The sequence below is a fragment of the Kitasatospora sp. MAP12-44 genome (assembly GCF_029892095.1).
In the GTDB taxonomy this organism is placed as follows: domain Bacteria; phylum Actinomycetota; class Actinomycetes; order Streptomycetales; family Streptomycetaceae; genus Kitasatospora.
Genome location: NZ_JARZAE010000002.1, coordinates 36272 through 62255, shown reverse-complemented (window position 1 = coordinate 62255; position 25984 = coordinate 36272). Strand labels below are relative to the sequence as shown.

Genomic DNA, 25984 nt, shown 5'->3' with positions numbered 1-25984 from the left:
GACACGACCGGGCCCCGGCGCCACTGTGGCGGTGCCGGGGCCGACACGAAGCGGTCCGTCAGGCGCCTGCCAGCGCCTCCAGAACGGCGCGCTGCTGCGCGGGGATCGCCAGGCCCGCCTGACGCACGGTGCGCAGCGTCTGCCCGCTCACGCAGAACCGGCACAGCCCGGGGACCGGCATCCCGGCGCCGAGGAGGGTTCCGATGGCCGCCGTGCTGTCGTAGACGGGGCGCAGGCAGCCGGGGCAGCCCAGGGCGTCCTCGGGTTCCCACTGCTCGGGCAGCAGGCTGGTGTCCAGGCCCGCGATGATCCCGTCCATCGCGATGCCGGCCTCCTCCCACAGCGTCAGCGGCCGATCGGCGCGCCGCAGGATCTCCGCGGGGCCCTCGGGATCCGGGCCGGGCCGAGCACTGACCAGGGAGCCGACCCCGGGCTGCTGGGGGTCGGGAAAGAACGCCAACCACCGGTCGGCACCTCCTCCCAGGGCATGCTGGGTGCCGTCGCGGAACGCGGCCGCGAGCTCGCGCAGGCCCTTGCCGCCGTCGTCGTTGCGCAGGCGCAGCTGCCACGCCTCGGTGCGGTCGCCCGCCTCGGCCGGGGACGCGGTGATCAGCAGCCCGTTCCCGGCGGCGCGGACGTCGAGATGCATCAGGCCCTGCTCACTGTGTGCGCTGCTGCCGAACCACTCGCTCGACCCCGGCTGACTCCGTGCAGCGGCGCGGCGCCGACTGTCCCTGCTCGTCTTCGCCTTGCCGGCCTTGCTGTTCCTGCCGCGCTTGGACCCTGCCATGGTCGTCCTCGAATCGCTCGCGGTGGCGGGCCGCACCCATCGGCTGCCCGCCAGTCCTCCACGGACAACGCCCGCAGGCGTCGCAGGACACGGCGAGGGGCGGCCGGTGTGTACGAGCCGGCCGCCCCGAAGTGGCGACGCTGCGGGCCCGGGCCCGTGGGGGTGTACGTGCCGGGCGGTGGAGCAGGCGCAGCCGCGCGCCCTGGTCGGGGCGCTCGGATTGGTCAACGAACGGCGGGAGCGGTGGGTACGGGCGGCTGCGGGATCCGCCGGCGGGCCGGGTCCGCCGCTAGCTGGTGGGGAGAGCCGCGGTCTGCTCCAGGGCGCTCTGGGCGAGACGGATGAAGGCCGCGAACTCCTGCGCGAGCAGATCCGGCAGGATCCGCCCCACCACCTGGGCCTCGCGCAGGCCCGGGTGCTTGTCGAATCCGCCGAACGCCTGGCTGAGCTTGCGGCCGAAGTGACCGTCGAAGGACCAGCCCACGGGACGGCCGGGCTTCGCGACTTCGTCGGCAGCCTTCAACGCGACCCGGAAGAACGTCGCGAGCATGTCGGCCGGAAGGAGCTCGGCAAGCAGGTTGGCGACCCCGATCGCCGCCCGGTACGACGGGGGCTCCGTCTGCCCGAACCGCTCGTATACGAGGTCTCCGAGCCTGTTGCGGAACTTGATGACCGCCATGATGTCGTGCATGGGGCCAGCTAGCCACGCACCGCGCCGGTCGACGGCGACGGCTCGCCGGGCGGCGCACTAGTCAGACAACCGCGCCGTGCGAGCGGTGATGGCCCGGCGCAGCCGGTCGGCGAGGCCGGCGCGCTCGGTGTCGGTGTAGGCGAGGACGCCGTTGGTGAGGGCGAGCGCATCGAACTGCTGCTGCTCGTAGGGCACGCCGTGGGGCAGGCGGGCGATGTGCCAGTGCAGGTGGGCGTTGCCGGCCTGGGAGCCGAGGGAGAACAGGTAGGTGCGCTCGCCGCCGAGGACGTCCTCGGCGGCCAGGGCGACCAGCCGCACGGTGGTCATCATGGCGAGGTAGTCCAGCTCGCTCAGGTCGGAGACGACGTGCTCCAGGTGCCGCTTGGGGACGACCAGGAGCTTGCCGGGCAGGACCGGCCACTTGTCGAGGAAGGCCAGGTGCTCCTCGGTCTCGTAGACGACCTCGTGCGCGTAGGCCGGGTCGCCGGCCACCAGGCGGCAGATGAAGCAGGGCCCGTGCTGGGCCTGCTCGCTGTAGGTGGCCAGGTCCATCGGCTGCCGTTCCATACGGTTCCCTCCTCCGCTCCCCGCCGGACGGCGGGTCGGCGCGTGGCGTCGGCTTCGAGCGGGCCGGCGGCGGATCAGGCCCGCGCGGCCGTCGTGGATCGGGCGGGTGGTGTGGTCGGTGCGGGGGTCAGGGTCGGCGGTGGCGGCCGGGGCCGGTCGCCACCGCGGTCGTTGGTGGTTCGTCGGTGAGCGCCAGCGCCACCCAGGCATGCCCGTCCCACTCCTGAAGCAGCCGAGGGGCAGCGGGGTCGATGTGCGCGGCGGCCGTGCTGACGACCCGGCGGGTTCCGACCGGACGCAGGCGCCGGGTGCGGCGCGCGGCCCACTCACTCAGCGGTTCGTCGTCCACGGGCCGGTCCCCTCTCGCTGGGTGGTCGGTGCGGTCAGCGTGGCAGGGGCTGGGCGGGGTCGTCCAGCCACAGGCGCTGCCCGTCCGGGGTGACGGTGAGGCCGAACCGGCCGAGGCCCGGCCGACCCGCCCCGGTCCACCAGGCGTAGGCGGCCTCGAACTCCTCCCACAGCCGCCTGGCCCCGTACTGGCGCACCTGGTGCTCGCGCTCGCCGTCGCGGAACGTCGTCGCCGACCAGGCCGGTTCGGTCAACGAGTACAGCCACAGGGTGCGGGCGCCGTCGTCGTGCGGCTGGACCGCGTGCGTGACGCCGTCCAGGAGCAGCCCCATCAGGAAGGTGAAGGCGGCATGCCGGCCGTGCTCGGGCGGCATGGTCACAGTGCTGCCCTCGGCGAGGGCGCCGCCGCCTCCGGGCGGCTCGGGCCAGGTGAGGCGCTGGGAGCGCAGCTTCATGAACTCCACCGGCTCCAGAAAGCGGCCCGACGCGGTCGTGCCGTCGTCGTGGACCGTCAGCCGCAGCAGGGCGTCGAGGTTGCTGTAGTGGGTGCCCCAGGGGGTGAGGATGAGGGCGCCGGGGCGGGCCTGGCGGATCCAGGCGTGGGGGACCTCGCGCAGCGCGCAGGTGGCCACGATCCGGTCGTACGGGGCGCCGGGCGGCCAGCCGGCGGCGCCGTCGCCGCAGACCACGGTGGGCCGGTAGCCGGCCTTGTGTAGGGCGGTGCGGGCCTGGGCGGTGACGTCGGGGTCGATCTCGACGGTGACCACGTTGGCGTCGCCGAGCCGGTAGGACAGGAGCGCGCTGTTCCACCCCGTGCCGGTGCCGACCTCGAGAACGCGCTGGCCGGCCTGGACGCCCAGGTGCTCCAGCATCGTGGCGACCACCGAGGGCTGGGAGGCCGAGCTGGTCGGCACGCTGCCGGGCTGCTCGCCGTGGTGCCGGCCGTCGTCCCACTGCGTGACGATCGGGATGTCGGCCGCGGCGGCCGCCGCCCAGCCGTCCGGGTCGGCAGTCCTGCTGACGGGTCGGCTGGTGTTGGTGGCCAGGTCGTGCGCCCACATCAGATCAGGCAGGAACAGGGAGCGGGGAACTGCGGTAAAGGCCGCGTCCCAGGGGCGGGCGGGCCGCCCCGAGCAGGGGCGGCCCTCCTTCTGCGCTGTGCTGGTCACTTGCGGTGTCCTCCGTCACCGGGCGGCGTGCTGCCGTCGGGGTTCGGCGGGTCCGAGGGCGGCGTCCACGGGGTGCCCGGGTGCCCGTCCCCCTCGCCGCCACCGCCGCCCGAGCCTCCGCCGCCGTGGCCTCCGTCGTGGTCCATGCTGAGCTCCTTCCGTCGCTGTGATGGTGCCCTCCCGGGGCCCGGGAGGAGTAGATGGCCTGCGCTACGCCGGGCCGGGAGAGCGGGTGCGCAGATCCGCGTGGACCGTCTTGCCGAACGCCTCCGGTGTGGCACCCCAGTGGTCGCCGGTGAGGTGGTGGACCAGGGCCAGGCCCCGGCCCGACTCAGCTGCGGGGCCCGCGTCGATCAGGCACGGCAGGATGCGGGAGCCGTCGCGGACGCTGATCCGCACGCACCGGTTGGTGATCCGTTCGACGGTGACCGTCATCTTCCGTCGGCAGCCGGTCTTCGCGGCGTTGCCGGCCAGCTCGCTGACGATCAGTTCGCCGGCCTCGACAAGGTCCTCCAGCCTCCAGGCTCGCAGCGCGGTGCGTACCAGGCGCCGGGCCGCCGAAGCGGACTGCGGCTCGTAGGGCAGCAGCGCCCTGGCGGCGTCGGCGACCGGGGGCCGCGTCGGGGTCTCGACGGTCGTGGTCACCAGACGCCTCGCACCCGCCGGCGCCGCCCGGGCGCGGCCGTGGCCGGTGGGCGAGGTATGGGGTGCGCGGCCACGGCGGGTACTCCGCTCTCTCGTCGGCGGTGACGGCTGCGCCCACCCGACGGGGGACAGGCAGGCGCAGCGGCCCCAGTTCGCCCGCCGGGGCCGGGTGTCCGGTCCGTCACGGCGGGCGACGGTTCGACGGTAGGGAGTAGCTGCGGGCGCGTTCAACGCGATTGCGGGTGATTGCGGTGATTCACCCGAGGGTGTCGATCGCGGTGGTGACCAGCGCCCGGGCCGCCGCACCGTGGACGGCCAGCTTCGCCAGCTCGGCGAAGGCGCGGTGGTAGTCGGCGAGTTCGCGGGGCTGGGTCACGGTGACCTCGGCGGTCAGCGTCTCCACGCAGGCATGGTCGTTGTCGAAGAGGTAGAACGCCTCCAGCGGCCAGATCCTGCGCTGCGCGGTGAAGGGGATGATCCCGAGGGAGACCGACGGCAGTGGCATCACGGCCAGGAGGTGGCCGAGCTGGCCGGCCATCGTCTCCGCGTCACCGATGCGGTAGCGCAGCACCGTCTCCTCGATGAGGATGACGAACCGGTGGCGGCCGTCGTGGAGCAGCCGGCCGCGTTCGGTGCGGGCGGCGACCGCGTCGGCGACGTCGTCGGGAGTGCCCTGGAACTCGGTGATCGAGCGCATCAGGGCGGTGGCATAGGCGGTGGTCTGGAGGAAGCCCGGGACGACGTTGGAGACGTAGGCCCGGCACACCGCGGTCTCCTGGTGGAGGGTCAGGGTGCCTTCTTGGACCTTGCGCATGCCGGTGCGGTGCAGGCGGCGCCACTCCAGGTACATGAGTTCCACCGCGCGCAGGGAGGCGATCAGGTCGGCGGCCTGGTCGGCGGCGTCGCACGCGGTGCACCAGGCGCGCAGGTCATCCTCGGCCGGCGCCGACTTCCCGCTGAGGATCCGGGAGGTCTTCGAGGGGTGCCAGCCGCACCGGGCAGACAGCTCCTTGCCGTCGATCCCGGCGTCCAGCATCAGCTCGCGCAGCCGGGCGGCGAGCGCGGCGCGGGCCGCCTGGGCGCTGGAGAGCGGCGAGGTGGGCATGGGCTGTCCGTCCGGTGCGCGGCGTTGCTAGACGGCGTACTGCTCGTGCGGGACGGCCCGCTCCCAGACCGTCTCGAACGCCTCGGCGCACAGCTTCGCCACGGCCGGGTCGTCGCTGACGGTGTCCTCCGGGTCCGCCCAGTCGCCGTCGCCGTTGAAGTGGTTGAACATCACCGCCTTGCCGTCGAACAGCCAGAAGTCGCTGCCGGGCAGCGCGATGGTGGAGGCCCGCATCCTCGGCAGCCAGCGGACCTGTTCGCCGGCCGCGACGTTGGTGAAGGTCATCGAGTGCAGGTAGCGGGTGTACTCGCTGACGGGCTCGGAGACGATCCGGGCCCGGCGCACCACCACGCCGCGGGCAACCGTGGTGGCGATCGTGTCCAGCCACGGCCGCCACCACGACGCGCGGTCCGCGGGGTCGAGGCGGTGCCCGGCCCTCCACTGCTCGATCCGCTCCGCCTCGTCGGCCACCGCGTAGGTGTCGCGCATCTCCAGGTGGACCGCCGAGTGCCGGGCAGCGGCCAGCAGATCAGAGAAGCCCATCGCGCTCTGCGTCATCGCATGCCTTTCGCAGGATCGGGATCATCCGGGTGGGAATCCACACCACGGCTTCGTGCTCCGGGATGCCGGCCTCGTGGCCCGGTGCCCAGCTCCGCTCGCCGACCTCGACCTCCAGGTCCTCCTCGGCCTTCACTCCCTGGAACACGAGCCTGCGCTTGGCGCGGTCCAGCCACACCGTGGGCGAGCCCTTGTCCCCCGTCTCGGGGTCGATCCCGATGAAATCTAGCCCCATGACACCCTCCGGTACCAAGCCAGTTGCGGCCACTTGCGAGCCACCGTTCCGCAGGACTGACGGGCCGTCAAGGGCGCGCGGGCGCAGCCGGGCGGCACGTGCCGCCCGGGGCGGGCCCGAGGGGACTGTCGCCTCGGGCCCGGCGCGCGGTCAGGCGGTGCGGATCTTCCCGTCGGCGATCAGGCGGCTGATGTAGCCGGGCCAGTCCCGCTCCAGGGTCTGCTGCATGAACGCGCGGGCCGCGTCCCGGATCTCCGGGGTGACCTTCTCGACCAGGCCGTCGGAGAAGTAGATCGTCATCCCCTCACGGCTGGCATCGCCGAGGATCGTGTGGTGGTACTGGCTGAGGGTCAGGTAGAGCCCGGGCGCGGGGGCCTCCTCCAGCTGGCGCAGGCCGCCTTCCCAGTCGGTGCCTCGCCGGCCCCAGTCGCTGCCCTGCCCGTCCAGCCACCGCGTCAGGTCGCTGAAGAACACAAGGCGCCGGGTCGGGTGCTCTCCCTGGTAGGCGTCGGCGACAGTCAGGATGTCGGCCGCGTCCCGGGGCACCATCTGCCTCGGGATCATCGGCGGCACGAGGGCCTGGGCGCACTCGCGGTAGGGACCGTCGGCCTGCGGCCACGCGAGCGCCTGGACGAGCCAGTAGCGGGGTTGGAGCAGGGCGTTGGACACGATGGTTCCCCTTCACCTGGGCGGTCCCGGACGCCGCCGCCCGGGACCGGGTCACCGTAGCGAGAACGACACCGAACGTGTCCGCGAACGAACAAAGCGACGCCGTCGCCGGGACGATGGACATCGGAGAACACGGCAGTCGGGAGCCGTCACCCCGTCGGCATGGAGGTTCAGCCCGTGGTGTTCCTGGGCGGTTGACGGCTAAGGCCGACGGCGGATCAGTCGGCGCAGTCCTGTTCGGCCTGCCATTGGTCGGCGAGCTGCTTCTTCCAGCCCTTGGGCGGTGGCCACGGCACGCCCCAGGCGGCGAGCTGCGCCCTGGTCCAGCCGCCGGCGGGCGTGCGGACGGCTTCGATCTCGTCAGGCGAAGGAGTCATGACCCGATGATGCCCGGAGCGCGGCTGTCCGAGGGCTCGGGTAGGGTGCCGCTCGTACGCAAAAGGGCGCCCGGCCACCACAATTGGCCGGGCGCCCTTCCTTGCTGTGCGCGTCAGCTGGCCTTCTTCATCCGGTCGAAAACAGCGTCGAAGACGCGGCTGTCTTCATCGTCCGCGAACGCGGCGAGCAGGTGCCCGAGGACTTCCTGGCGGTCGATGCGCTTGCGGTTGAGCCGGTCGGCGAGGGCCACGGCCCGCCGGTCGACGTCGCGCTTGAGCTCGGCCGGCAGGGCCGTGGACGGCTTCGGCTGCGGAGGCTCGGCCCCCTCGATCGCACCGTTCAGCGTGTGGGCGATGACCTGCGGATCGTCCTCGTCGCTGAGGGCAAGGTCACCGGGCAGCAGGCGCACAGTCTCGCGGATCCGCTCAGCGGTGACCTTGTCGGCCCCGACGGCGTTGACCACCAGCTGGTAGACGCCGACGGCGGTCTTGAGACCGTGCCGGTTCTTGAGCGGGACCAGCTCACGAACCTGGCCTTCGGGGACCTTGTAGCCGCAGGCGTTGAGGACTTCGCCGAGTTCCCATCCGGCGCGCAGCTTGCTGGCCCGCGACTGCTTGATGCCGTGCTCGACGTCCGCCCACTCCTCGATCGTGGCGTAGCAGCGGGTCGGGTCCAGCTTGTGGGGGAGGCGGCGGAAGAGTCGGCCGACCGCCATGGTGTCCAGTGACTTGCCCGCCACCCAGTAGGCAGTGGACAGGAGCTCGACGCCTTCGACGCAGGCCGCCAGGCGCTGCTCCTCGTCCGGGGTCAGGTCGCCGTCACCGGAGGGCTCGACCGGGTCGGGGATCTTGTCGAGGCCGGGGCGGGCAGCGGCGACCGCGGCCTTGATCTGCTCGGCCATCTGCTGGTCGGATGTGGTCCGGCGCTCCTCGTCGGCGCGCTGGGAGGTGCTGACCAGGCTCTTGACGGCGGCCTCGGTGGCGTCGTCATCGTCCCAGCCGTCGATCTCGTACTCGTCGCTCACGCGGCCTTCACCAGCCCAGCGTTGACGGCGATGTCCCGGAAGAAGCCGGCGGTGTCGGTCTTGGGCCGGTGCTGGACGACCGGCAGGCCGACGGCGCGGGACTCCTTGAGGTCGGTCGACCGGATGGGCACTTCGCCGATGCAGCGGATCCGGGGGTGCTTCTGGAGCTGCCTGTAGATCTTCAGGTCGATGTCGCCCATCGGCTTGACGATGCGACCGATGACCAGGCCGAGGATCGTGAGGTCGTTGTCCGGGCGCTCGGCCCGGCGCATGACGGCGATGTGCTGCGCCGTCTGCATCTTGACGGCCTTCATGGCCCACTCGTCGACGTCCACCAGGATGATCGCCGCGTTCGCGGCGGCGGTCTGCGCGTCGGTATCGGTGTCCAGCGCCGGGCGCAGGTCGAGCAGGATGAAGTCGTACAGGTGGAGGACGTGGGAGAGCATCCGGCGGTAGAGGCCGATGCCTGCGCCGGACTCGCGCATCCGGGACGGCAGGAAGCACATGTCCATGCTGGCGGGCAGGATGTGGATGTTCGGCACCTTGGTCTCGGAGATGAGCGGCCGCGGGTCGCTCATCTCCAGGAGCACGGTGGCCTGGGTGGGGCCCCGGTCCTCGTCGAGCAACGGCACTTTGCACGCCATGGTGGCATTGCCCTGCGGGTCGCAGTCGACCACGAGAACGCGCTTGCCGTGCTCGGCGAGAGCGCCGGCGAGGTTGATGGTGGTGGTCGTCTTGCCGACGCCACCCTTCTGGTTGCACAAGGCGACGATGAACGCCTCGCCGGGGCGTGGCCCGGGCAGGGCCGGGACGCCGAGGAAGGGCGCCGTCGTGGTTTCGGTCATGCAGGGACGATAGCCACTGGAGCATCCGGCGCGGGGCGGCACGTCCGGACCTCACTCCATCCGGTACTCACGTCACCGCAGGCGCAGATTCCCCGACCAAGATCATTCTTGCACAATTGGGCAAGAATGATCTTGGTCGGGGATGAAGGCCCCGGAAACACAGAAGGGCCCGCCCCTTCGGCTAATGCCGAGGGACGGGCCCGTCGCGTGCAGGTCTGTAGGGCGGCGGCGATCAGGCTGCCGCGGCCGGAGTTAGGGCGAATCGGAGTACGCCGGGCCAGATGGCGCCGCAGATGCGGCACTCGTGGCCGAGCGGGCTGGGGGCGCTGAGGGCTCGCATCTTGGCCGACATGTAGTGGCCGGTGGTGGTCAGGCGGCTGCAGTCGGGGCAGCGGCTGGGAACGGCCAGCAGCTCGAAGTCGCCCAGGCCGGCGACCTCGAGCAGGGTGACCGCCTGGGCGCCGGCCTCATCGGGGCTGGCGAACTCGAAGCTCCAGCCGCCTTCGCCGTCCTCGTCGACCGGCTGCTCGGTGAGGGTGCCGAAGGTATGGGTGAGGCGCGGAAGCTCGCCGACCATCGGCCGGTAGCGCTCGAGGCGTTCGGTGCGCAGCAGGCGGTTGGCGGCGGCGGTCATGCGGCGGGGGTCGTGGTGGCCGAGGGCGAGGTAGGCATCGCCGTCCTCGTCGCAGCAGGCGATCGTCAGGCCGTAGAGGGTGGTGAAGCCGGTGGGGACGGTCATGTCGGTGGTCCTCCTGGTGGTCAGTTGGAGTGCTGGCGCAGGTGCTTGGTGACCTCGGGGGTGACGAGGAGCTTGAGGTGCTTGGTGATGGTCTCGTCGCAGGCGGAGCAGGTGGCGGCGTAGCCGGTGCGGCCGGTGCAGTCGCTGGTCGGGTCCTTGGGGAGGCCGGTGCGCTGGTTGACCTGGTGGGTGCAGGGGGTGCCGTCGGCGTGGACGGAGGTGATGGGCATGGTCACGCGGGCCATCGGGGGGTTCCTTCCCGGTGTTAGGCGGCGAGGGTGTGGGTGAGGGTCTGGCGGCGGCCGCGGCGGCCGCGGCCCTTGTCGGCGTACATGGCCTGGTCGGCGGCGTGCAGGAGCGCCGACAGGCCGAGGTCGGGGTGGCCGGTGGTGCGGGTGGCGGTGCCGATCGAGGCGCCGACGGCGAGGACCTGGCCGTCGTGCTCGACGGGCTGCTCCAGGAGTGCGCGGAGCTTGGCGATCCGCTCGGGCAGGTCTGCGGGGTCGGTGTCGAGGACGGCGGTGAACTCGTCGCCGCCGAGCCGGCCGCACGCGGCGGCGGGGCCGGCCCAGTCGGCGAGGCGGCGGCCGATGGCGGTCAGGACCGCATCTCCGGCCTGGTGGCCGTATGTGTCGTTGACCGTCTTGAAGTCGACCAGGTCCAGCATCAGCACCACCGGGTGGCGGGCGGTGGTGAGCAGCTGCTCGGCGGCGGCGGTGAAGGCGGCGTGGGTGGGCAGGCCGGTGAGCGGGTCGCGGCGCGCGGTCTCCAGGCGCCGGGCGAGGTCGTCGCGTTCGGCGAGCAGTGCCAGGGCGGCGGGTAGCAGGGCGGCGACGTCGCGGTGCAGGGTCCAGGCGGCGTCGATCGCCGGGTCGGAGTCCGGGCCGGGGCCGAGCGCGTGCTGGTAGCGGGACAGGCTGGCCTGGGTGCGGGCTATGGCCTCGGGCAGGTCGGTGATGGTGGCGGGCATGACGGTGGCGCTCCCCTCGGTGGCGGGTGGTCAGGGCTGCTTGGGTTGCAGGGTGATCAGGCGGCCGACGCGGACCTGGTAGTGGCCGGCCCAGCCTCGGTGCGGGTGGTCCGGGTCGACGGCGAGCACTACGTACTGCTCGGTTGCGAGCATCCAGGCGGCCCAGGGCAGGTCGATGACGTGCGGGCTGGTGGCGTTGACGCGGGTCGCGGTGGCGATGCGCAGCAGGTACAGCGCCATCCGCTGGCTGTAGGCGGCGGGGGACTCGCTCTTCGCGCGGGCCGGGTTGGCCGCGGCGGCGTAGTCGCCGAGCGGCCGGGTCGCGGTACCGGCCGGGCCGTACGGCCGCCGCTGGTGCAGGCCCCAGGCGGGGTCGAGCAGGTCGGCGTCGGGCGGGCAGTAGCCGATCACGGCCTCGGTGCCGCCGCCGGGAAGGGGCCGGGTGGTGTAGAGGAGCGCGTAGGCGCCCCAGTCGGGGCCGGCGCCCCCGCCGGTGCGGGACAGGGTGACCTGTCCCGCACCGGTGAGGTGGCCCGGCGCAGCGGTCGGGCGGCCGGCCATGGTCAGCCGGCGAGCGCGTCGGGGTGCGCGGCGTACCAGTCGCGCAGGATGCCCTGGGGAATGACGCCGCGGTCGGCGACCTGGTAGCCGTGCTGGTGGGCCCAGGCCCGGATCGCGAGACGGGTGACCTTGTCCGCGGGCTGCGCCAGCTCGGACCCACCGACTGCACCGCCCGCCCCGACCCGGCTGGTCGGCGCCGAAGTGGTGGGCTTGCCGGCCTTGGCGTCGCGCAGGGCCTGCTCGGCGCTCGCCAGCTTCGCCTTGAGGGTGGCGACCTCGGCTTCGTGGGCGGCCACGGCCTGGTCGGCGGTGCGCTGCGCGGCGAGCTTGTCGAGCGCCTGGCGGGCCTGCTCGGCCAGGCGCTGGACCTTGGCCTGCGGGTGCTGCTCGCCCCAGGCGAGCAGCTCGTCCACGGCGGTGCCGAACTCCGAGTCCGGCCCGGTCTCGGAGTTCGGGTGCTGGGCGGCGAGGGCCTGCAGCTCGTCCTCGGTCAGGCCGGTAGCGGCGAGGATCTTGAGCGGGCTGTCGCCCTTGGCGCGCATGGCCAGGGCGACCTCGCGGGTCACCGGGTCTACGGCCGCCAGGACCTCGTCCTGCTCGTCGGTGGTGGTGAGGGTGTCGGACACAGGGGTACCTCCGTGAAGGGTGTCGGGACGGCCGGTGGCGGTGTCGGCCGGGGTGGTGGCGAGGTGCGGGCGCAGCGGGGCGAGGTCGTCTTCGTCGTGGGGCAGGCCGAGCACGCCGAGGAGCAGGACCAGGTCGTGCTCGTCGTGGGCGCGGCGGGCCGCCTGGGCGGCGGCGTCGGCGTCCTGCTCGGTCGTGGTGGGGGAGTAGTCGATGCTCTCGGCGGCGATCAGGACCGTCGCGGGGTTGGCGGTGTCGGACGGCACGTCAGCCCACCGCGGGCGCGAGGAACCGGACGTCCCAGGACGCCAGGACGTACAGCTCCAGGACCTCCAGGAGCAGCTCGTCGATCTCGGCGTCGTCGCCTGCGTCCGCGTCGGAGACGTAGACGCACGGCGGCTCCGTCAGGCGCAGGTGGACCGCCAGGCGGCGGGCGGGGGCGTCGTCGATGTCGATGTCCTCGCGCAGTTCCCAGATCTGCCCGGGCGCGGCCAGGACCAGCGGGTCGCCGTCGGTGGCGCGCTCGCAGGCCAGGCGCAGCGCGACGGGTTCGGGCAGCAGGTCGTCGTGCTGCAGCCGGTTGGCGATGCGGCGGATGAGGGTGCCGGCCAGGTGCGGGCCGAGGATCAGGTCGAGCGGCACGGCCTGGCCGTGGTGGTCGGTGCTCATGCTGCTGTCTCCCTCGGACTCGAAGCGGCGGTGCGGGTGGTGGGGCGCAGGGCGGCGAGGAGTTCGGCGCGGTGCTCGGCGGCGCGGGGGTCGGCGGGCGGGGGCAACGGCAGCGCGGTGCCGGTGCGGCGGCGGGCCGGCGGGGCGGGGCACTGGGGGACGAGCTCGGCGGCCAGGCGCTGGTCGAGGTCCTCGGGCAGGTGGGTGCTCACCGCGGTCCTGCCTTCCTGGGGGTGACGGGGGCGAGCAGGAGGCGGTGGAGCAGGGAGGCGTCGTTGTGGGCGTGGGTGGCGGGGCGCCCGCAGGAGAAGCAGTCGGCCTCGGGCCCGGTCCACGCGACCGAGCAGGTCGCGCAGGCGTAGCGGGAGCGGTGCGGGCGGGGGGCGAGTCGGCCGATGGAGCGGATCGCGGTGGCGGCCTGGTGGCGCTGCTGCGGGGACAGGGTGGGGTGGAGGGCGGTGCGGGGGAGGAGGGCGGTCGCCATACTGGGGTGTCCTTCTGATCTCGTGTCGGAGGGGGCCCGGGTGCGGCCGGTCGGCTGTGAGAGGCGTGGTTCGGCCGCGTCCGGGTGAAGCTGCGGCCCGCCTGATCCGTCAGGCGGGCCGCGGTGCTGTGTGCAGGGGTGGGTCAGCCCGGGTAGTCGTCCGCGTTGGCGTAGGGCGGGGCGCTGGCCCAGGGGTCCTCGTCGGAGAGCGGAAGCGGTTGCAGTCGGCGCAGGCCGAGGCAGCGGTGGCGGTAGCCGGGCTCGTACGTGTAGCCGGTGCCGCCGCACTCGCAGTCCTGGCCATGCGTCAGGCGGTAGCGGCCGAGCGGGCAGTCGACGGGTTCCTGGTGAACCGGGATGTGGATCCCGTCGCCCTGGTCCTCCCAGGTCAGGGTCTCCATCACGACGCCGTCACCGCCGCAGCCGCCAGGGCAGTCGGCCGGGTGCTTCTCCTCCTGTTCGTCCGGGCACGGGGAGCCGTCCTCGTCGTAGTCGACTTCGCCGAGGACGGCGGCGGCCTGGCGCAGCAGCTGCTCGGCCTCGTGCATCTGGGCGGCGAGCCCGGGGTGATCGGCGGCGCGCAGGTCGGTGGCCAGGTCGCGGACCAGGTCCGCGAGCAGGTAGGCCGGCGCCTGCTCCTGGAGGGCGGTCAGCACGTCGGCGGGGTCCGTCCAGTCGCCGGAGGAGAGCCAGTCGTGCAGGTGCCCGACGCCTTCGCGCAGCGGCGGGCAGGGCAACTCGCCCCACCGGTCCAGCTGCTCGGCCGGGGCGGTGTCGCGGTCGGCGACGGCGCTGCGCCGCTGCCGGAGCGTGATGCCCGCGGCGGCCAGCACGGTGCCGGCGGCGGCGGTCAGGAGTGCGGTGCGCTTCACGCTTCTCCGATCCAGGCGCCGGTGGGGTCGTCGCTGCCCAGCGTCGGCACCGGGGTCTCGGTGGGGTCGGTCTCGACGATGGGCAGGTGGACGTGGCGGTGGGTCACCTCCACGTCCACGCCCAGCTCCAGGAGCAGTGCGGCCGTCTTGCGGGCCAGGGCGACACTGCGGTGCTTGCCTCCCCTGCAGTAGACGTGCAGGGCGACCGTCTGGCCGGGCAGGGCTGCGGCCTGGGCGAGGGTGCGCAGTACGGTGCGCTCGGCGATCTCGACGGCGCCGGGGGTCTCGAGAACGTAGTCGTAGACGACCTGGTCCAGGCCGCTGGAGTGGAGCATCACGTCCCGGACCTCGGGGTCCTCCGGGGGGTTGCGCAGCGCGGTGGTCAGATCGAGCGTCAGGGCGTCGCCGAGCGGCGGGTCCTGGTGCAGGATGCCGTAGCTGGTGATCTCCACGCGGGTGTGCGGGGCGATCAGCGGCACCAGCAGCTCGCAGATCATCTGGACGTTGCCGCCCACCCAGCTCGTCAGGTCCCGCGCGGTGCGGCCCGGGTAGTGGGGGAGGCTCTGGGCGGGGTCGGTGTGCTCGCCGGCGGTGCGCAGGTGGCCGATCGCGGCGGCGAGCTGGGCGATCAGCGGGGACTCGGTGCGCTCCAGCTGCCGCAGACGGCGGTCGCAGGACGTGGTGGTGTCCGCGGTGGTGTCGGGTGCCACGGTTCTCCGATCACAGGGGGTTGGGTACCGGCCGGGTGGCCGCGCCGCGCACCACCGCGCCCCGCCGCCCGGGCCTGGATGGCCGGTGCGCGGGGCGCGGTGGTGCGCGGCGTCACTGCCCGGTGGTTGATGACGGGTCTCGCTGAAGCCCTCGCAGGTTCTGGCGGCGGCTGTCAGCGGGCGAGGACGGCTGCGGCTACGGTCTCGAAGGCGTGGTGGCACGCGCCGTCCATGCAGTACGCGCCGTTGATGCCGTAGTCGGCGAGGCGGAAGAACTTCCCCTTGCCGGTGGCATCGGCGAACCGCTGGAGAACACCACCCGGAACCCTTCGGTCGATCGCGTAGTGCGTCAGCCCGCTGATCGCGAGGGCAGCCACGACCTGTCCGGGGCGCAGCCGCAGGCCGAGGGTGCGGGCAGCAAGGAGAAGAACGGCGGCCTGGGTGGCCGAGTAGGTCAGGCAGTGGACCGCACATGCCTTTCGGCCGGCGGCGGTGCCGTGCGTCGCGATGACGCGTCCCTCCTGGTCGGTCTCGGTGACAGGGGCGGCGTCGGTGGCGCCCTTGGTGCGAGCACAGAAATCGGACTGGACGAGGTGGTCACCGACGTCGGCCCCGACGCGCATCAGGGCGTAGGCGGCGGCGAAGCGGGCGGTGCAGGCGGTGCGGGCGGTGTTCACGAAGTACCTCCGGTGTCGGGGCGGCCGGGACGGCCGCGCCGCGCCCCGGCTGCGCATCGCCGCCTGGCTGGGTGCCGGGATGCGGTGTGCGGCCGGGGCGCGGCGTGAGCGCCCGGATGCCGTCAGCGGGGTACGGAGACCCGGCCTGTCATGGCGGTGGCGTCGTCGTCCAGGCCGCGGGCGAGCGCCTCGGCGGAAGCGGCGACGGAGGCGAGGGTGCCGGCGACGCCGACTACGGCGAGGACGAGTTCGCCGGACATCAGGAGGCCGCGCCGCGCGGCCAGTCCGCGCAGTCCTGGGCCTGGGCGAGATGGGCGGCCGCGAACTCGAGCAGCTGATGGCGCGTGTCGGCCGCCGCGGGGATGGCCCGCAGGTACTGGCCCGCCGCGAGAAGGTGCCCGCCGGCCTCGTCGAGCCGGGTGTCCCGGAGGAGGCTGGCGGTGTCGCGGACCAGCGTGGTGAACGCCGCCAACGTGCGAGGGGCGCGCTCTTCGACGGCCGCCAGGTCGACCAGCGCCGCGGCGTGGCGGCCGATCAGCGCCTGGACGGTCACCGGGTCGGTGGTCTGCGGCGGCAGCGCCTGCGCGTGGGCCGGGGCGAGGTCGTGGCAGTAGACCTGCACCAGGTCGCGGCCGGGCGCGTTGATCCGGCCCGTGACGCTCACCGGTCGGCCGACCTCCACGGCGTCCCGGTCGAGCAGCTGCCTCCAGGTGCGCGGGAAGACGACGACCTCGATCTGTCCGCTGGTGTCGGTGAGCGTGAGGCCGGCCCACTCGTTGCCGGACTTGTTGGTGTGCCGGCGGGCCTCGGTGATGGTGCCGGTCAGCCGAACCTCGCCCTCGATGCGGCCCGAGGTACGCAGGTCGGCGATGGTCTGGCGGGTCGGCGCCGGGGGCGGGCAGACGGGCTGAGCGTTGATCACGTGGTCCTCCATGGTGGTCTTCGGTCTCGGCCGGGCGGCCGCTCCGGCCCACCACGGCGCTCCGCTCGTCGGGCCTGGCTGGCACCGGGGGCGGAGCGGTGTGGTGGGCAGAGTCAGTGCCCGGCTTGCGGGCCGCGTAGACGGCTTGGCTCTGCCTTCGTGGGCGGGGGTCGTGTCCGATCCGCCCGGCGGCTGGGGGAGGATCGCGGTTTGCCCGGCGGCGCGGGCATCGGGGTGTCCGCACCGCCAGAGCGGGTCACCGGGTCACGCGGACAGGGCGATCTCTGCGGCCATGCCGTCCAGCTCGGCGAGCTCGGTAGCCGCCAGGCGCAGGTGGACGTGCTGGTCGGCGTCGTCTGCCATCAGTGCGTCGGCCAAGTGCCGGTACGCCTCGTCCGCGGTGTCGGCCTGGCTGTCGTAGACGCTGCGGCAGCCGTCGAGACGTCCGGACAGGGTCTCGACCAGGTAGGTGAAGGTGCGGGCGTCCATCACCAGCGGGGCGGGCAGCTCCGCGCCCGGCAGAGCGTTGATGGCCGGGATCAGGTTGGAGGAGTAGGTGGCGATCAGGGTCTCGAACGTGGTGGGGCTGGTCATGGCGGGTTCTCCTCGGTTGGTGGTGCGGCAGGGGACTGAAGGTCAGTCGTTGGCCGGGCGGCCGCGCCGCTCACCGGAGCGCCCCGCCGACCCGGCTGGGTGCCGGGGGCGGGGCGCAGGCCGGTGGGCAGCGTGAGTGCCCGGAGCAGGAGGGGCGACGGCCTTAGCCGGTTGGCCGGAGCGGCGTCACGAGGGCGTCCTCCACCGACGCGGCGGCGGCCAGGGTGGCGAGCTCCTCGCGCTCGGCGTCAGTCAGCTCCGAGCAGGGCAGGCAGCTGCCGAGGGTCTTGAGCGGCAGGCAGAACTCGTAGGTGACCCGGCAGATCGGGCAGGTCTGACGGGCCTTCATCGCCTTGGCGAGGGCAGCGGCCCGAGCGGGGGTCATCGGGCGTACCGGCTTGGCGCCGGCGACCGGGAAGAGATGGCCGACGCGCTTTCCGCCTCGGCACACGATCTGCGCGGCGACGTCCTGGCCGCCGGGGCGCAGTCCCATCTCGCGCAGCTGGCGGCGGGTGGCCATCCGTTCCTTCTCCGGTCCGAATTTCCACGGGAACGTCGGGGTGCCGCCGTTGTTCTCGCCGGCCGGGTCGAGGTCGATCGCGCGCACCGCGCTCTCCTTCCTGGTCAGCCGGTGGTGGTGGCCTGCTTCTCGAAGTGCTCGGCGAGGTGGCGCAGGATGCCGGCCACGATGGCGGCCGAGATCTGGCCGTGCACCTCGGCGACGCTGTTCTTGTCGACGGTGATGATCAGCGGGTAGTCGTCGGTGCTGAGCACCTTGACGTCGAAGTCGCGCATGGCTGCCTCTCGGTGAGCTGGTCGGGGCGGGCGCCCGGCCGGGACCTCGCGGCGGCCCCGGCCGGGTTGGACGGCTACTGGTCGGCGTCGCCGAAGGAGTCGACGGGGCCGCTGTCGGTCGGCTTCGGCCGACCGGTGGCCGCCTTGACGGTGATCTTCGGCTTGATGCGGACGAGGACCGGGACGACCAACACCGGGCGCAGCCGCAGGCCGTGGAGGGCGATCGTGCTGAGCAGGACCCAGCAGGCGACGGCCAGGGCGGTGGCGACGGGCCGCCCGGTCTCCGGGGTGGCGGCCCAGACCATCGCCGCGGTCGCCGCGCCGTAGGCCACCCACAGGGCGCGGGCGCTGGTGAAGCCGATCGCACCCGCGATGAACAGGACCGGTCCGGCGGTCTGCCACAGCGCCCACACGGTGACCGAGTCGGCGGGCAGGCCCCCGTGGGTCACGAGGTAGTCGTGGACGGGCCGGGTGACGGTGGCGACGACGCCGCTGTGGTGCGCGCCGACCATGGTGTGCTGCCAGAAGCCGACGACCAGCGGAATGACACTGTCGACGATGCCGACGAGTGCGGCGTAGGCGGTCAGGTAGACCAGAGCACGCAGCCAGGCCGCGGTGGTGGGCCAGCCTCCCATCAGGGCGGCCTCGATGTCGCGGCCGCGGCGGCGCAGCCACGGCCGGGCGGTGTAGCGGCACCAGAACCGCAGGTCGTCGTCGCGGGCCCACAGCCACGGAACGGCGCGCTGGTCGAAGAAGGCGGCGATGGCCTGCCGGATGCGGGTCAGCCGCCCGGCCTGGGCGGCCGGGGCGGGCAGGAGCTTCACCAGCTGCCCGTACGGCTGCTGGTGCTGGGCGCGGTCGGTGTGCTCGGTGGTCATGGGTGGCTGCTCCTCAGTGCTGGGCGCCGGTGGGCGCTGTAGGGGAGTGGTGTGCGGTGGCCGCGGGGGCGGGCGTGGGCGGGCAGGCCGAGGTGGCGTCAGCGGCGACGCCGAACTTCACGGCGAGCCAGAAGCCGGCGGCTATGCCGATGGCGAGCAGGACCAGGTGCCGGTTGATTCGCCACCAGGTCGGCGACGGCGGGGCGGTGAGGACACCGATGACGGTCGGGGGAGCGGGCTTGCGCCACAGCGCCAAGGCGGGGCCTTCCTGGATCGGGGACACAGGGCGGTGCGGGCCGGTCGGCCTGCCCCGACGCCACCGCGCCCGCCCCGCCGGGTCGGCGGGGCGGGCGCGGTGGAGACGAGACGGAGCGGCCGGATCAGCAGCCGCTGGACCGCAGGGTGGCGAACTGGCCGCGCAGGTACGGGTGACCCGGGAAGGCGTCGCGGCCCGTCTCCTCGATCACGGTCTCCAGGACGCCGGCCTTGCGGCCGGTGCGCAGGATCCGCTCCAGCAGCTCGGCGACCTCCGGCCGCTGGATCATGGCGGGCAGGTCGGTGACCAGGACCCGCACGGCGGGCTCGCTGGAGTGCGCGCCCTCGGCGAAGGCGGCGTCCTGGCGTTCGCGGATCAGGGCGGCGGCGGCCTCCAGCAGCGCGATGCTGCCGGGGACGCCGGCGCCGTGGCGGTCGACGTGGTCGGCCAGGTCGTGGTGGCGCTCGCCGGGGTCGGTCAGCCACACCTCGGTTCCGGCTGCGCGGGCGGTGGTGACCAGGGCGTGCAGGGCCGGGGTGCGGCCGGCGCCGGAGGCCGGGACGGTGTTCACGGTGTGCTGGGGCTCGAACACGGGGACTCCTTGGGTGAAAGGCTGTTGCGAACACCTGGCGGTGCGTCAGGCTGGTGCGCACCGTGCAGGACGAGAGAGGGGAAACGCCGTGGGCTTCTTCACTCGGCGGTGGGAGCCGGACTTCACGTTCGACGCCGTGGTGGCCGGCGGGATCGCCTACGACGTGTGGACCGACGACGACGGCGTCGTGCACCTGGACGAGGACTACGACCCGGATCTGGTGATCGTCCCGGACGGCGTGGTGATCGGGGACTACGTGTATGCGGCGTACCTCGGTGACGACGGCCGGCTCTACCTCGACGAGGACGACGAGGACTGAGCCCGGCCTTCGCAGCTCAGCGGACGTTGTTGTTGACGGTGCCCTTGAAGAAGCCGGCGGACTGCTTGCCGATGTTGACCTCGACCTGCTTGTGGAAGAGAGCGTTGACGATCGGCGCGCCCTCGCTGCCCGCAGGGCGGGCGGTCATCTTGGACTTGAGCTTGCGGGCCGCCGCGACGGTGACGGCGGCGGCGACCGCGAGGAACAGCGCCGCGTAGCCGAGGAACTCGGCGCCGTCGTGGAACCACGGCCCAGCCAGTTGCAGGCCCCCACCGGCGAGGTAGATCGCGCCGCCGGCCGCGAGCATGCCCATCGAGGTGATGCCGCCCAGGACGACGGCCTGGCCGACGAGGGGGCTGACGCCCTGCCAGGCCGGGGGCGCAGCCGCGGGGATCGGGTCGGGCTGGGCGGCGGCATAGCGCTGCGCCTTGTCCAGCAGGCTCGGCTCGGGTACCGGCTGCGGGGCGGGCGCGGTGGGGAGGGGCTGCTCCTGGGTGCGGAGGGCGACGAGCTGGCCGGTGGTCGGGTCGAGGGCGGTGATGTAGCCGGGCGGCAGGATCAGGCTCTGCGGGTGGGTGGGCTCGGTGTCGGGGGCGGGAGCGAAGTCGGCGTAGCGGTCGGTGCTCATCGGGGACCTCCCGGGGAAGTGGTGCGGGGGATGTGGGGGCGGGGGCTGCGGCGTCTTCTGGGGCCCTCGCTCGAGGCGAGGACCGGGGGAGGCGTCGCGGCCGGGTCAGACGATCCGGCTGAGCGCGGCTCCGGTGCTGGTGAGCAGGTTGCTGATGGTGGGGGCCAGGCTGCTGGAGGCCAGCAGGAACCCGGCGATCAGCGCGACGATGGCGGCGCTGTACGTGGTGCGGCCGGAGCGGGCCAGGATGATCGTGATGACCGTGAAGACCAGGGCGGCGGAGACCGTCATGGGAGAACTCCTTCGGGTTGGGTTCGGGCAAGGTGAAGGCCGCCGCCTGCGGTTGCGGCGGCGGCCTGCTGGGGCGGGTCAGTAGTCGGAGTCGTCGGAGTCGTCGTAGTCGGTGTCGTCGGTGTCGTCGCGTTCGATGCGCTGCCACACGCCGCGGCTGACCGGCTTGGCCAGGCCGCGGTCGCGCAGCGCGGTGGCGGCGTTGGAGACGCTGGTGGGGTTCTTGACGTCCGGCAGGGCGGCGCGCAGTTCCTTCAGGCTCATCGGGCCCTGGGCGAGCAGCTCGTACACGCGGTCCGGCAGGCTGTCCTTCGCCTCCCCGCCGGCCTTCTTCTTGGCGCCGCCCTTGGCCTTGGCGAGGGCCGCGATCATGGCGCCGTCGCCGGGTGCCTCGGTGATGCCGTTGAGGGCGAGGAGGGCCTGGAGGACGACGGCGAGCTGCTCGTGGTCGTGGCGCCAGGCGTATGCCTCGGTGGCGGCCGCGGCCTCGCCGGGGGTGAGGGTGGGCGGCTCGTCGTCGCCGAACAGCTCGATCAGGTCGACGTACAGTCCGTCTTCCTTCTGCGCGGTGAACGTCCTCATGAACTCCGCGCGGCCGTCGGTGAAGATGTACGCCATGCCCGCCGTGCTCTCGCCGTCGTCGTCGTCCTCGCCGTCGAACAGCGCCTCGATCTGGCCGGTCTCATAAATCCGCGCGGGGATGTTCTCCATCTGGAAGCCGAGCGGCGCGATGCCGTCCAGGCCCATCGCCTGGGTGCTGGAGGACAGGGTCCGCATCAGCACGACCATGCCGGACTTGCCCTGCTGGCGGATCGCCTCCTCGTCGCCCAAGTCCTTGAGGTGCAGGGACTGGACGGCGAGCCTCACCCCGACGCCGACCTTGCGGCCGGTCTTCTGGATGTCTGCGATCAAGTAGGCCGCGAGAGCCTTGATGATCTCGTTCGGGTGGGACAGCAGGCGGTTGATCTCGTCCAGCGTGATCGACAGCAGCCGCCAGGGCCGGCCGAGCGCGAAGTCGCCACGCTCGCGGCTCTCGCGCTCGCGGTACTTCATGACCGCGTGCGCGGCCAGCAGCATCCCGAGCGTCTCTGTCTCGCCCTTGGCGAACCAGTCGACGTGCCCCTCCGCCTCCGGGAGGGACTTGCCGCCCTGGAGGTCGCCGACCCACGAGATGACGCCGGAGAGCTTCTCGCCGACCAGGAGCAGCAGCTGCAGCACGCTCTTGCCGGCGCCGGTGGCCCCTGCGGTGATGCCGCGGATCGCGCCGAGCTGCGGATCCCACAGCCGCACCTTCGAGGGCTTGCCGTCGTGGCGGACCCCGATGGCGATGCGGCCCTTGGAGTCCATCGTCAGGTCCTCGGGCGTCGCCTTGCGGACCTTCATCAGCGGGTTGCGCTGGTAGATGGAGACCAGGCCGTTGCGCACGCCGTCGGTCTCGATGACCAGCCGGGAGACGTCGTCGATGCCGAGCGCCGAGCAGACCTTGCCGTGGGGCAGGTGGATCTCCTTGCCGATCGGGGCCTGGACCTGCACGACGATCCGGTCGTCCTCCTCGCGGTGGCGCACCAGGGCCACCCCGGGCGCGGCCCCGCCGGGGCCGGAGATCCGCTCCTCCCAGAACTCGGGGAAGTCGGCGGCGTCCTGCGGAATCTCGGTGAGGGTGGGGCGGGCGATCAGCCGCATCCGGCCCGGCCCGGAGCCGCGCACCGGGCGCAGCTGGACGCTGCCGACGGGGAAGTCGAACACCGCTGCCAGCGCGGCCTCCGACAGGTTGGGGACCTCGCGGCCGCGCTGCGCGACGATGACGGCCTCGAAGTCGGGGCGGCCGGGCAGGTAGTGCTCGACGGCGACCAGCCGGGTGTTGGCGGTGCGCTCGGAGGTGCTCCACAGCCAGGCCAGGAAGCCGGGGTAGTCGCCGGGCGGGGCCGACGGCGCCCCGTCCGGACCGGCCGGGGCGGGCTGGGGGAGTGCTTCGGGGACCAGGCCCTTGCTGTGGGTGATCGGGGCGGCCCAGGCCATCAGCGCGCCCCAGGCGGCCGGCGCGGCGAGCTGCCACCAGGCGAAGCCGCCGTGCAGCTGCTGGACCACGTCGGCGAGGTAGGCGGCGCTGTAGCCGAGGGCCGGCACGGCGCGCTGCGAGGACCGCAGCAGGCCGACGTGGTCCAGGTCGCCGGTCTCGGCGTCGGGCTTGGACTTGGAGTACAGCCACAGGCCGGTGGCGGTCAGCGCGCCCACCGCGCCGAGCTCCGCGTAGCCGCTGGCGTACAGCTGCGGGCCGGCGGCGACGGCGGCGGCCGCGGCCAGGTGCCAGCCGCGTTCGCGCCTTTTCTTGCGCTGGATCTCATGGCCCGGGACACGCCGGGCGGTGGGAGCGGGGGATTGCGTGGTGGTAGCCACCGGGCCTCCTTCGAAGACGAGGGGCCGCACCCCGCGTGCGGGGGTGCGGCCCTGGTGGATCGTGCGGACGGGTGGTCAGCGGACCCGGTTGAAGCCGGGCTTGGGCTGGCGGTACGGGGAGGCGTTCACGGCCTCGTAGACGCCCCGGTACTCGCGCTCGTGGGCGTCGCGGAATCCGCGGGCGCTGGTCTCCATGGCGTCCGCGCCGGAGGCCAGGTCGCCCGATGCCTTGGCGACGTGCTGCAGGGCATCGGAGACGCCGAGGATCTGCACCACGAAGACGTCGTCGACGTCGGCCTGGCGGCACATCTCCGACAGGGTCGCGGCCTTGGAGGCGTTGGCGGCCATGTGCCGCTGGAGCTGGCGCATGCCCTCCTTCAGGCGCAGCGCCTGGGCGGCGAGGGCGGTGACGCGTACGGCCAGGGACCGGAAGCCGTTGCCGCCGCTGCCGCCTCCCGTGGGGGAGGGGGCAGCGAATCCGGACGATGCGGGGACGATGTCGGTCATGGGCTGGTTCTCCTTCAGTCCTCGTTGTGGGCGCGGGAGCTGGGCACGGCGAGGCCCGCGTCGGCCGTCGCCTGGGTGATGGGCCGGTAGGCGTCGAACATGGCGTTCTCGGCCACCTCGGACAGCTCGGCGGCGTTCAGCGAGCTGGCCTTCATCTCCTCCGCCTTGCGGGCCACCAGGTCCATGGCCTCCGCCAGGCGCTCCATCGCCGACGCGGTGATCCGGCCGATGACGTTGTGCCGGGTGCGCAGGTCGACGGCGAGCTCCTCCAGGGACCGGCGGATCCGGCGGGCCTCCCTCGCGAGGCGGGTGCAGACCTCGTGCGCGGCGAAGCTCTCGGCGGTGAGCTGCTCCAGGACGTCCAGGGTGTCGTCGAGGGTGACCTCGGTGGCGTGCTCACTGGACATGCCCGCCACGGTGGTGCCGGTGGTGCGGGTGGACAGCGACGACGTCATGCCGGTCGTCCCCTTTCGGTCGGGTGCGGTGGTTCCGGGGCGCTTGGTGTGCGGGGTCGGTGCGGGGCCCACGGCGCGTGCCCCGGTGGTGACCGCCCCGCCCCGGCTGTCCGGGTTCTTGCTGGGCCGGTCCGCACGCTCCACCGTGATCACGGTCTCGGTGGTCGCGTACGCCGCCGATTCCCACGGTGAGCGGCGCCGGCCGCCGGGCCGCCAGGTGGACCAGAACTCGTCGTCCGGGCCCGCGTGGGAGGCCCTGCGCTCCTCCCACCGCTCGCGGGAACGGCGGTGGGCGCGAGCCCAGAACCCGCCGCCGCGCGCAGAGTGCTTGCTGCCGCCCGGAACGGACCCGCCCGGGCTCGTTCCGGCCGGCCCGCCCGGCGGCGTGGTCCCGCCGGGCTTCGCCTTCTTCTTCTTTGCGGCCTTGCGCCGGGCCTTCTTCGACAGCTTCGAGATCACCGGCCGGTGGTTGCGCATCCGCTTGGCCCAGCGCCGCTCGAACTCCTCCCCCACCGCCTCCTTGAAGGAGCCCGGCCGGGTGTTCTTCGCGCGCATCGCGGCCTTCACGCACCGGCGGCAGCGGCAGTCGTAGTCCTGGAACGCCTGCGCGGTGCCGTGCCGCACGCCCGGCGGCAGCTTCTCCTTGGCGCCCACCGCCGACGTCGCCTTCGCCTGGGCCGAGGTGCACGGCCCGCAGCGGCAGCCCTGGTCCCAGCCGTCGGTGGTGCCGTGCGGAACGCCGGCCTTCACCCCGCTGGGCCCGGTGCCGCCCTTGCCACCCTTCTTCCCGGTCGGCGACGTGCCGCCCGGGCCGGTGCCACCCGGGCCGGAACCGCTGGGTCCACCCTTGGGCTTCTTCGAGCGCTTCGAGCGCAGCGTGCCCTTCGGGGCGGTGCCGGCCTTGGGGCTCGGAGTGCGGCCCTTCCCGGCCTTGGGCGACGGGCCGCCGGGGCTGGCGCCGCCGCCGGACCCGGCAGACCCGCCAGATCCGGCGGACCCGGCGGCTGTCGGCCCCTTGCCCTTGCGGAGCCGGGCCCCCGGCCCGCCCTGCGAGGTGCGGTGCGGGCCCCGGCGCGAGAGCAGGCCGCCACCCGAGCCGTCCTTGGCCCCGGGCGAGCGGCCGCCGCCACCGCCTGCACCGCCCGGGGAACCCGCGCGGTCCTTGATGCGGCCGCCGGTCCGGGGCGATGACGCCCCGTCGGCTCCGCCGCCGCCGCCACTGCGGCGGCGCCCGCCCGGCCCGGTGGACCCGCCGGAGGCTCCGGCGGGTCCACCACCCGGCGCCACGCTGCCTCGGCGGCGGCCGGGAGCGTCCGCGCCGAGCGAGCTGGGACTGCGGCGCGGACCCGGCCCGCCGGGCGATCCCCCGCCGCCCCGGCCACCGCCGCTCCAGCCGCCTCCTCCACCGCCCCGGCCACCGCCGGGCCCGCCGCCCCGGGGGCCGGGACCGCCGGTGACCCGGTCACGGCCGAGCATCCGGCGACCCCACTCACCCGCGGACTGGAGCGGGCCCCTGCGGCCGGCCCCCTCGCCCCGGCCGGAGGCCGCGAGGTCCGCGGCGGCCCGGCGCTGCTCCCGGCTGGCCCGCACACCGGTGAGGGCGCCGTGGATGCCGCGCATGGCGGCGACCGCGACGGCCAGGGCGGCGGCGAAGCAGAGCGTGCCGAGCCCCGGCGCCGGGGCCTGGCCGTGCTCGGCGAGGTGACTCTCCGAGCGGAAGGTGTCGGGCACGTGCCCGGGCTCGGGAAGGGGTCGGATCGGCTCCACGACCGCCGGGCTCTCCAGGCCCGCGATCGTCTCCAGCGGTGAGCGGCGGGCGGCCGGGGCGGGGAGCAGCACGCTCTCCGGGGAGGGCGCGGCGGCGGTCTCGGGCGGGTCGGCCGGGGGGCTGTCGGGCGGTTCGTCCGGCGGGCCGGCGGGGTTCATCACCGGGAACAGACGCACGTTGTCGTCGGCCACGGCTCCTCCTTGAAGTTGACAGAGCGTGAGGAATGCGGGACCCTCGCGCGCGCAGGTGCGC

The 25984-nt window shown here is 73.6% G+C and carries 39 protein-coding genes; 1 reads left to right on the top strand and 38 read right to left on the bottom strand.

Annotation, left to right across the window (positions count from 1 at the left end; all coding sequences use genetic code 11):
* Positions 1–58: 58 nt before the first annotated feature.
* From P3T34_RS00675 to P3T34_RS00515, 33 genes are all read right to left on the bottom strand, one after another.
* On the bottom strand, positions 59–790 hold the full coding sequence (locus P3T34_RS00675; RefSeq protein ID WP_280663965.1) for a hypothetical protein: 732 nt from the start codon (positions 788–790) through the stop codon (positions 59–61).
* Positions 791–1079: 289 nt separating this feature from the next.
* Positions 1080–1481, bottom strand: a complete 402-nt coding sequence (locus P3T34_RS00670) for a hypothetical protein (RefSeq protein WP_280663964.1) — start codon at positions 1479–1481, stop codon at positions 1080–1082.
* A gap of 57 nt (positions 1482–1538) precedes the next feature.
* Positions 1539–2048, bottom strand: a complete 510-nt coding sequence (locus P3T34_RS00665; RefSeq protein WP_280663963.1) for an HIT family protein — start codon at positions 2046–2048, stop codon at positions 1539–1541.
* Between the two features lie 127 nt (positions 2049–2175).
* Entirely contained in the window at positions 2176–2397 is a 222-nt protein-coding gene (locus tag P3T34_RS00660) for a DUF6087 family protein (protein ID WP_280663962.1), read from the bottom strand.
* Between the two features lie 34 nt (positions 2398–2431).
* Positions 2432–3565 (bottom strand): methyltransferase domain-containing protein, encoded by a 1134-nt coding sequence (locus P3T34_RS00655; RefSeq protein ID WP_280663961.1) that lies wholly within the window; start codon positions 3563–3565, stop codon positions 2432–2434.
* Complete coding sequence (locus P3T34_RS00650) at positions 3562–3711, bottom strand: hypothetical protein (RefSeq protein WP_167745251.1); 150 nt, start codon at positions 3709–3711, stop codon at positions 3562–3564. Before P3T34_RS00650 ends, P3T34_RS00655 begins: the two co-directional genes overlap by 4 nt.
* 64 nt (positions 3712–3775) lie before the next feature.
* Positions 3776–4210, bottom strand: a complete 435-nt coding sequence (locus P3T34_RS00645) for an ATP-binding protein (RefSeq protein ID WP_280663960.1) — start codon at positions 4208–4210, stop codon at positions 3776–3778.
* A gap of 256 nt (positions 4211–4466) precedes the next feature.
* Complete coding sequence (locus P3T34_RS00640; RefSeq protein WP_280663959.1) at positions 4467–5315, bottom strand: helix-turn-helix transcriptional regulator; 849 nt, start codon at positions 5313–5315, stop codon at positions 4467–4469.
* A gap of 27 nt (positions 5316–5342) precedes the next feature.
* Positions 5343–5873, bottom strand: a complete 531-nt coding sequence (locus P3T34_RS00635) for a DUF6879 family protein (RefSeq protein WP_280663958.1) — start codon at positions 5871–5873, stop codon at positions 5343–5345.
* Entirely contained in the window at positions 5845–6108 is a 264-nt protein-coding gene (locus P3T34_RS00630; protein ID WP_280663957.1) for a hypothetical protein, read from the bottom strand. Before P3T34_RS00630 ends, P3T34_RS00635 begins: the two co-directional genes overlap by 29 nt.
* 150 nt (positions 6109–6258) lie before the next feature.
* The gene (locus P3T34_RS00625; RefSeq protein ID WP_280663956.1) at positions 6259–6777 is read right to left on the bottom strand and encodes a hypothetical protein; all 519 of its coding nucleotides are present in this window, start codon (positions 6775–6777) and stop codon (positions 6259–6261) included.
* A 218-nt stretch (positions 6778–6995) separates the two neighbouring features.
* Positions 6996–7154 carry a hypothetical protein gene (locus P3T34_RS00620; RefSeq protein ID WP_280663955.1) on the bottom strand — a complete coding sequence of 53 codons (159 nt, stop codon included), beginning with the start codon at positions 7152–7154 and terminating at the stop codon, positions 6996–6998.
* Positions 7155–7267: 113 nt separating this feature from the next.
* Complete coding sequence (locus tag P3T34_RS00615; protein ID WP_280663954.1) at positions 7268–8179, bottom strand: hypothetical protein; 912 nt, start codon at positions 8177–8179, stop codon at positions 7268–7270.
* Complete coding sequence (locus P3T34_RS00610; protein WP_280663953.1) at positions 8176–9024, bottom strand: ParA family protein; 849 nt, start codon at positions 9022–9024, stop codon at positions 8176–8178. Before P3T34_RS00610 ends, P3T34_RS00615 begins: the two co-directional genes overlap by 4 nt.
* Positions 9025–9256: 232 nt before the next feature.
* Positions 9257–9763 carry a hypothetical protein gene (locus P3T34_RS00605; RefSeq protein ID WP_280663952.1) on the bottom strand — a complete coding sequence of 169 codons (507 nt, stop codon included), beginning with the start codon at positions 9761–9763 and terminating at the stop codon, positions 9257–9259.
* Positions 9764–9783: 20 nt separating this feature from the next.
* The gene (locus P3T34_RS00600) at positions 9784–10008 is read right to left on the bottom strand and encodes a hypothetical protein (RefSeq protein WP_280663951.1); all 225 of its coding nucleotides are present in this window, start codon (positions 10006–10008) and stop codon (positions 9784–9786) included.
* Between the two features lie 20 nt (positions 10009–10028).
* Positions 10029–10733, bottom strand: coding sequence for a GGDEF domain-containing protein (locus P3T34_RS00595; protein ID WP_280663950.1), 705 nt, complete (start codon positions 10731–10733; stop codon positions 10029–10031).
* A 30-nt stretch (positions 10734–10763) separates the two neighbouring features.
* Positions 10764–11294: a hypothetical protein gene (locus tag P3T34_RS00590; RefSeq protein ID WP_280663949.1), complete on the bottom strand. Its 531-nt coding sequence runs from the start codon at positions 11292–11294 to the stop codon at positions 10764–10766.
* A gap of 2 nt (positions 11295–11296) precedes the next feature.
* Complete coding sequence (locus P3T34_RS00585; protein WP_280663948.1) at positions 11297–12184, bottom strand: hypothetical protein; 888 nt, start codon at positions 12182–12184, stop codon at positions 11297–11299.
* Between the two features lies 1 nt (position 12185).
* A complete protein-coding gene (locus P3T34_RS00580; RefSeq protein ID WP_280663947.1) occupies positions 12186–12587 on the bottom strand; it encodes a hypothetical protein in 402 nt (133 codons plus the stop codon).
* The gene (locus P3T34_RS00575; RefSeq protein WP_280663946.1) at positions 12584–12799 is read right to left on the bottom strand and encodes a hypothetical protein; all 216 of its coding nucleotides are present in this window, start codon (positions 12797–12799) and stop codon (positions 12584–12586) included. Before P3T34_RS00575 ends, P3T34_RS00580 begins: the two co-directional genes overlap by 4 nt.
* Positions 12796–13071, bottom strand: coding sequence for a hypothetical protein (locus tag P3T34_RS00570; RefSeq protein WP_280663945.1), 276 nt, complete (start codon positions 13069–13071; stop codon positions 12796–12798). The genes P3T34_RS00575 and P3T34_RS00570 overlap by 4 nt, the downstream gene beginning before the upstream one ends.
* Positions 13072–13214: 143 nt before the next feature.
* Positions 13215–13943 (bottom strand): hypothetical protein, encoded by a 729-nt coding sequence (locus P3T34_RS00565; RefSeq protein ID WP_280663944.1) that lies wholly within the window; start codon positions 13941–13943, stop codon positions 13215–13217.
* On the bottom strand, positions 13940–14653 hold the full coding sequence (locus P3T34_RS00560) for an RNase adapter RapZ (protein WP_280663943.1): 714 nt from the start codon (positions 14651–14653) through the stop codon (positions 13940–13942). The genes P3T34_RS00565 and P3T34_RS00560 overlap by 4 nt, the downstream gene beginning before the upstream one ends.
* A 173-nt stretch (positions 14654–14826) precedes the next feature.
* Positions 14827–15330, bottom strand: coding sequence for a hypothetical protein (locus tag P3T34_RS00555; protein WP_280663942.1), 504 nt, complete (start codon positions 15328–15330; stop codon positions 14827–14829).
* A gap of 122 nt (positions 15331–15452) precedes the next feature.
* The gene (locus P3T34_RS00550; RefSeq protein WP_280663941.1) at positions 15453–15590 is read right to left on the bottom strand and encodes a hypothetical protein; all 138 of its coding nucleotides are present in this window, start codon (positions 15588–15590) and stop codon (positions 15453–15455) included.
* On the bottom strand, positions 15590–16252 hold the full coding sequence (locus P3T34_RS00545; protein ID WP_280663940.1) for an OB-fold nucleic acid binding domain-containing protein: 663 nt from the start codon (positions 16250–16252) through the stop codon (positions 15590–15592). The genes P3T34_RS00550 and P3T34_RS00545 overlap by 1 nt, the downstream gene beginning before the upstream one ends.
* 264 nt (positions 16253–16516) lie before the next feature.
* On the bottom strand, positions 16517–16846 hold the full coding sequence (locus P3T34_RS00540; protein WP_280663939.1) for a hypothetical protein: 330 nt from the start codon (positions 16844–16846) through the stop codon (positions 16517–16519).
* Between the two features lie 163 nt (positions 16847–17009).
* Positions 17010–17453 (bottom strand): RRQRL motif-containing zinc-binding protein, encoded by a 444-nt coding sequence (locus tag P3T34_RS00535; RefSeq protein ID WP_280663938.1) that lies wholly within the window; start codon positions 17451–17453, stop codon positions 17010–17012.
* A gap of 17 nt (positions 17454–17470) precedes the next feature.
* Positions 17471–17641, bottom strand: a complete 171-nt coding sequence (locus P3T34_RS00530; protein ID WP_280663937.1) for a hypothetical protein — start codon at positions 17639–17641, stop codon at positions 17471–17473.
* A gap of 74 nt (positions 17642–17715) precedes the next feature.
* Positions 17716–18519, bottom strand: a complete 804-nt coding sequence (locus tag P3T34_RS00525; protein WP_280663936.1) for a hypothetical protein — start codon at positions 18517–18519, stop codon at positions 17716–17718.
* A 13-nt stretch (positions 18520–18532) separates the two neighbouring features.
* A complete protein-coding gene (locus P3T34_RS00520) occupies positions 18533–18802 on the bottom strand; it encodes a hypothetical protein (RefSeq protein ID WP_280663935.1) in 270 nt (89 codons plus the stop codon).
* Between the two features lie 97 nt (positions 18803–18899).
* Positions 18900–19367 carry a hypothetical protein gene (locus tag P3T34_RS00515; RefSeq protein ID WP_280663934.1) on the bottom strand — a complete coding sequence of 156 codons (468 nt, stop codon included), beginning with the start codon at positions 19365–19367 and terminating at the stop codon, positions 18900–18902.
* Between the two features lie 88 nt (positions 19368–19455).
* On the opposite strand from P3T34_RS00515, the gene P3T34_RS00510 reads away from it, so the two are divergent.
* Positions 19456–19686, top strand: coding sequence for a hypothetical protein (locus P3T34_RS00510; protein ID WP_280663933.1), 231 nt, complete (start codon positions 19456–19458; stop codon positions 19684–19686).
* Positions 19687–19702: 16 nt separating this feature from the next.
* Here the strand turns inward: P3T34_RS00510 and P3T34_RS00505 are convergent, their stop codons facing one another.
* From P3T34_RS00505 to P3T34_RS00485, 5 genes are all read right to left on the bottom strand, one after another.
* Entirely contained in the window at positions 19703–20314 is a 612-nt protein-coding gene (locus tag P3T34_RS00505; protein ID WP_280663932.1) for a hypothetical protein, read from the bottom strand.
* Positions 20315–20419: 105 nt separating this feature from the next.
* Complete coding sequence (locus tag P3T34_RS00500) at positions 20420–20605, bottom strand: hypothetical protein (protein ID WP_280663931.1); 186 nt, start codon at positions 20603–20605, stop codon at positions 20420–20422.
* Positions 20606–20683: 78 nt separating this feature from the next.
* Positions 20684–23002, bottom strand: coding sequence for a hypothetical protein (locus tag P3T34_RS00495; protein WP_280663930.1), 2319 nt, complete (start codon positions 23000–23002; stop codon positions 20684–20686).
* Between the two features lie 75 nt (positions 23003–23077).
* Complete coding sequence (locus P3T34_RS00490; RefSeq protein ID WP_280663929.1) at positions 23078–23509, bottom strand: conjugal transfer protein TraB; 432 nt, start codon at positions 23507–23509, stop codon at positions 23078–23080.
* A gap of 14 nt (positions 23510–23523) precedes the next feature.
* On the bottom strand, positions 23524–25923 hold the full coding sequence (locus tag P3T34_RS00485) for a hypothetical protein (protein ID WP_280663928.1): 2400 nt from the start codon (positions 25921–25923) through the stop codon (positions 23524–23526).
* Positions 25924–25984 lie beyond the last annotated feature (61 nt).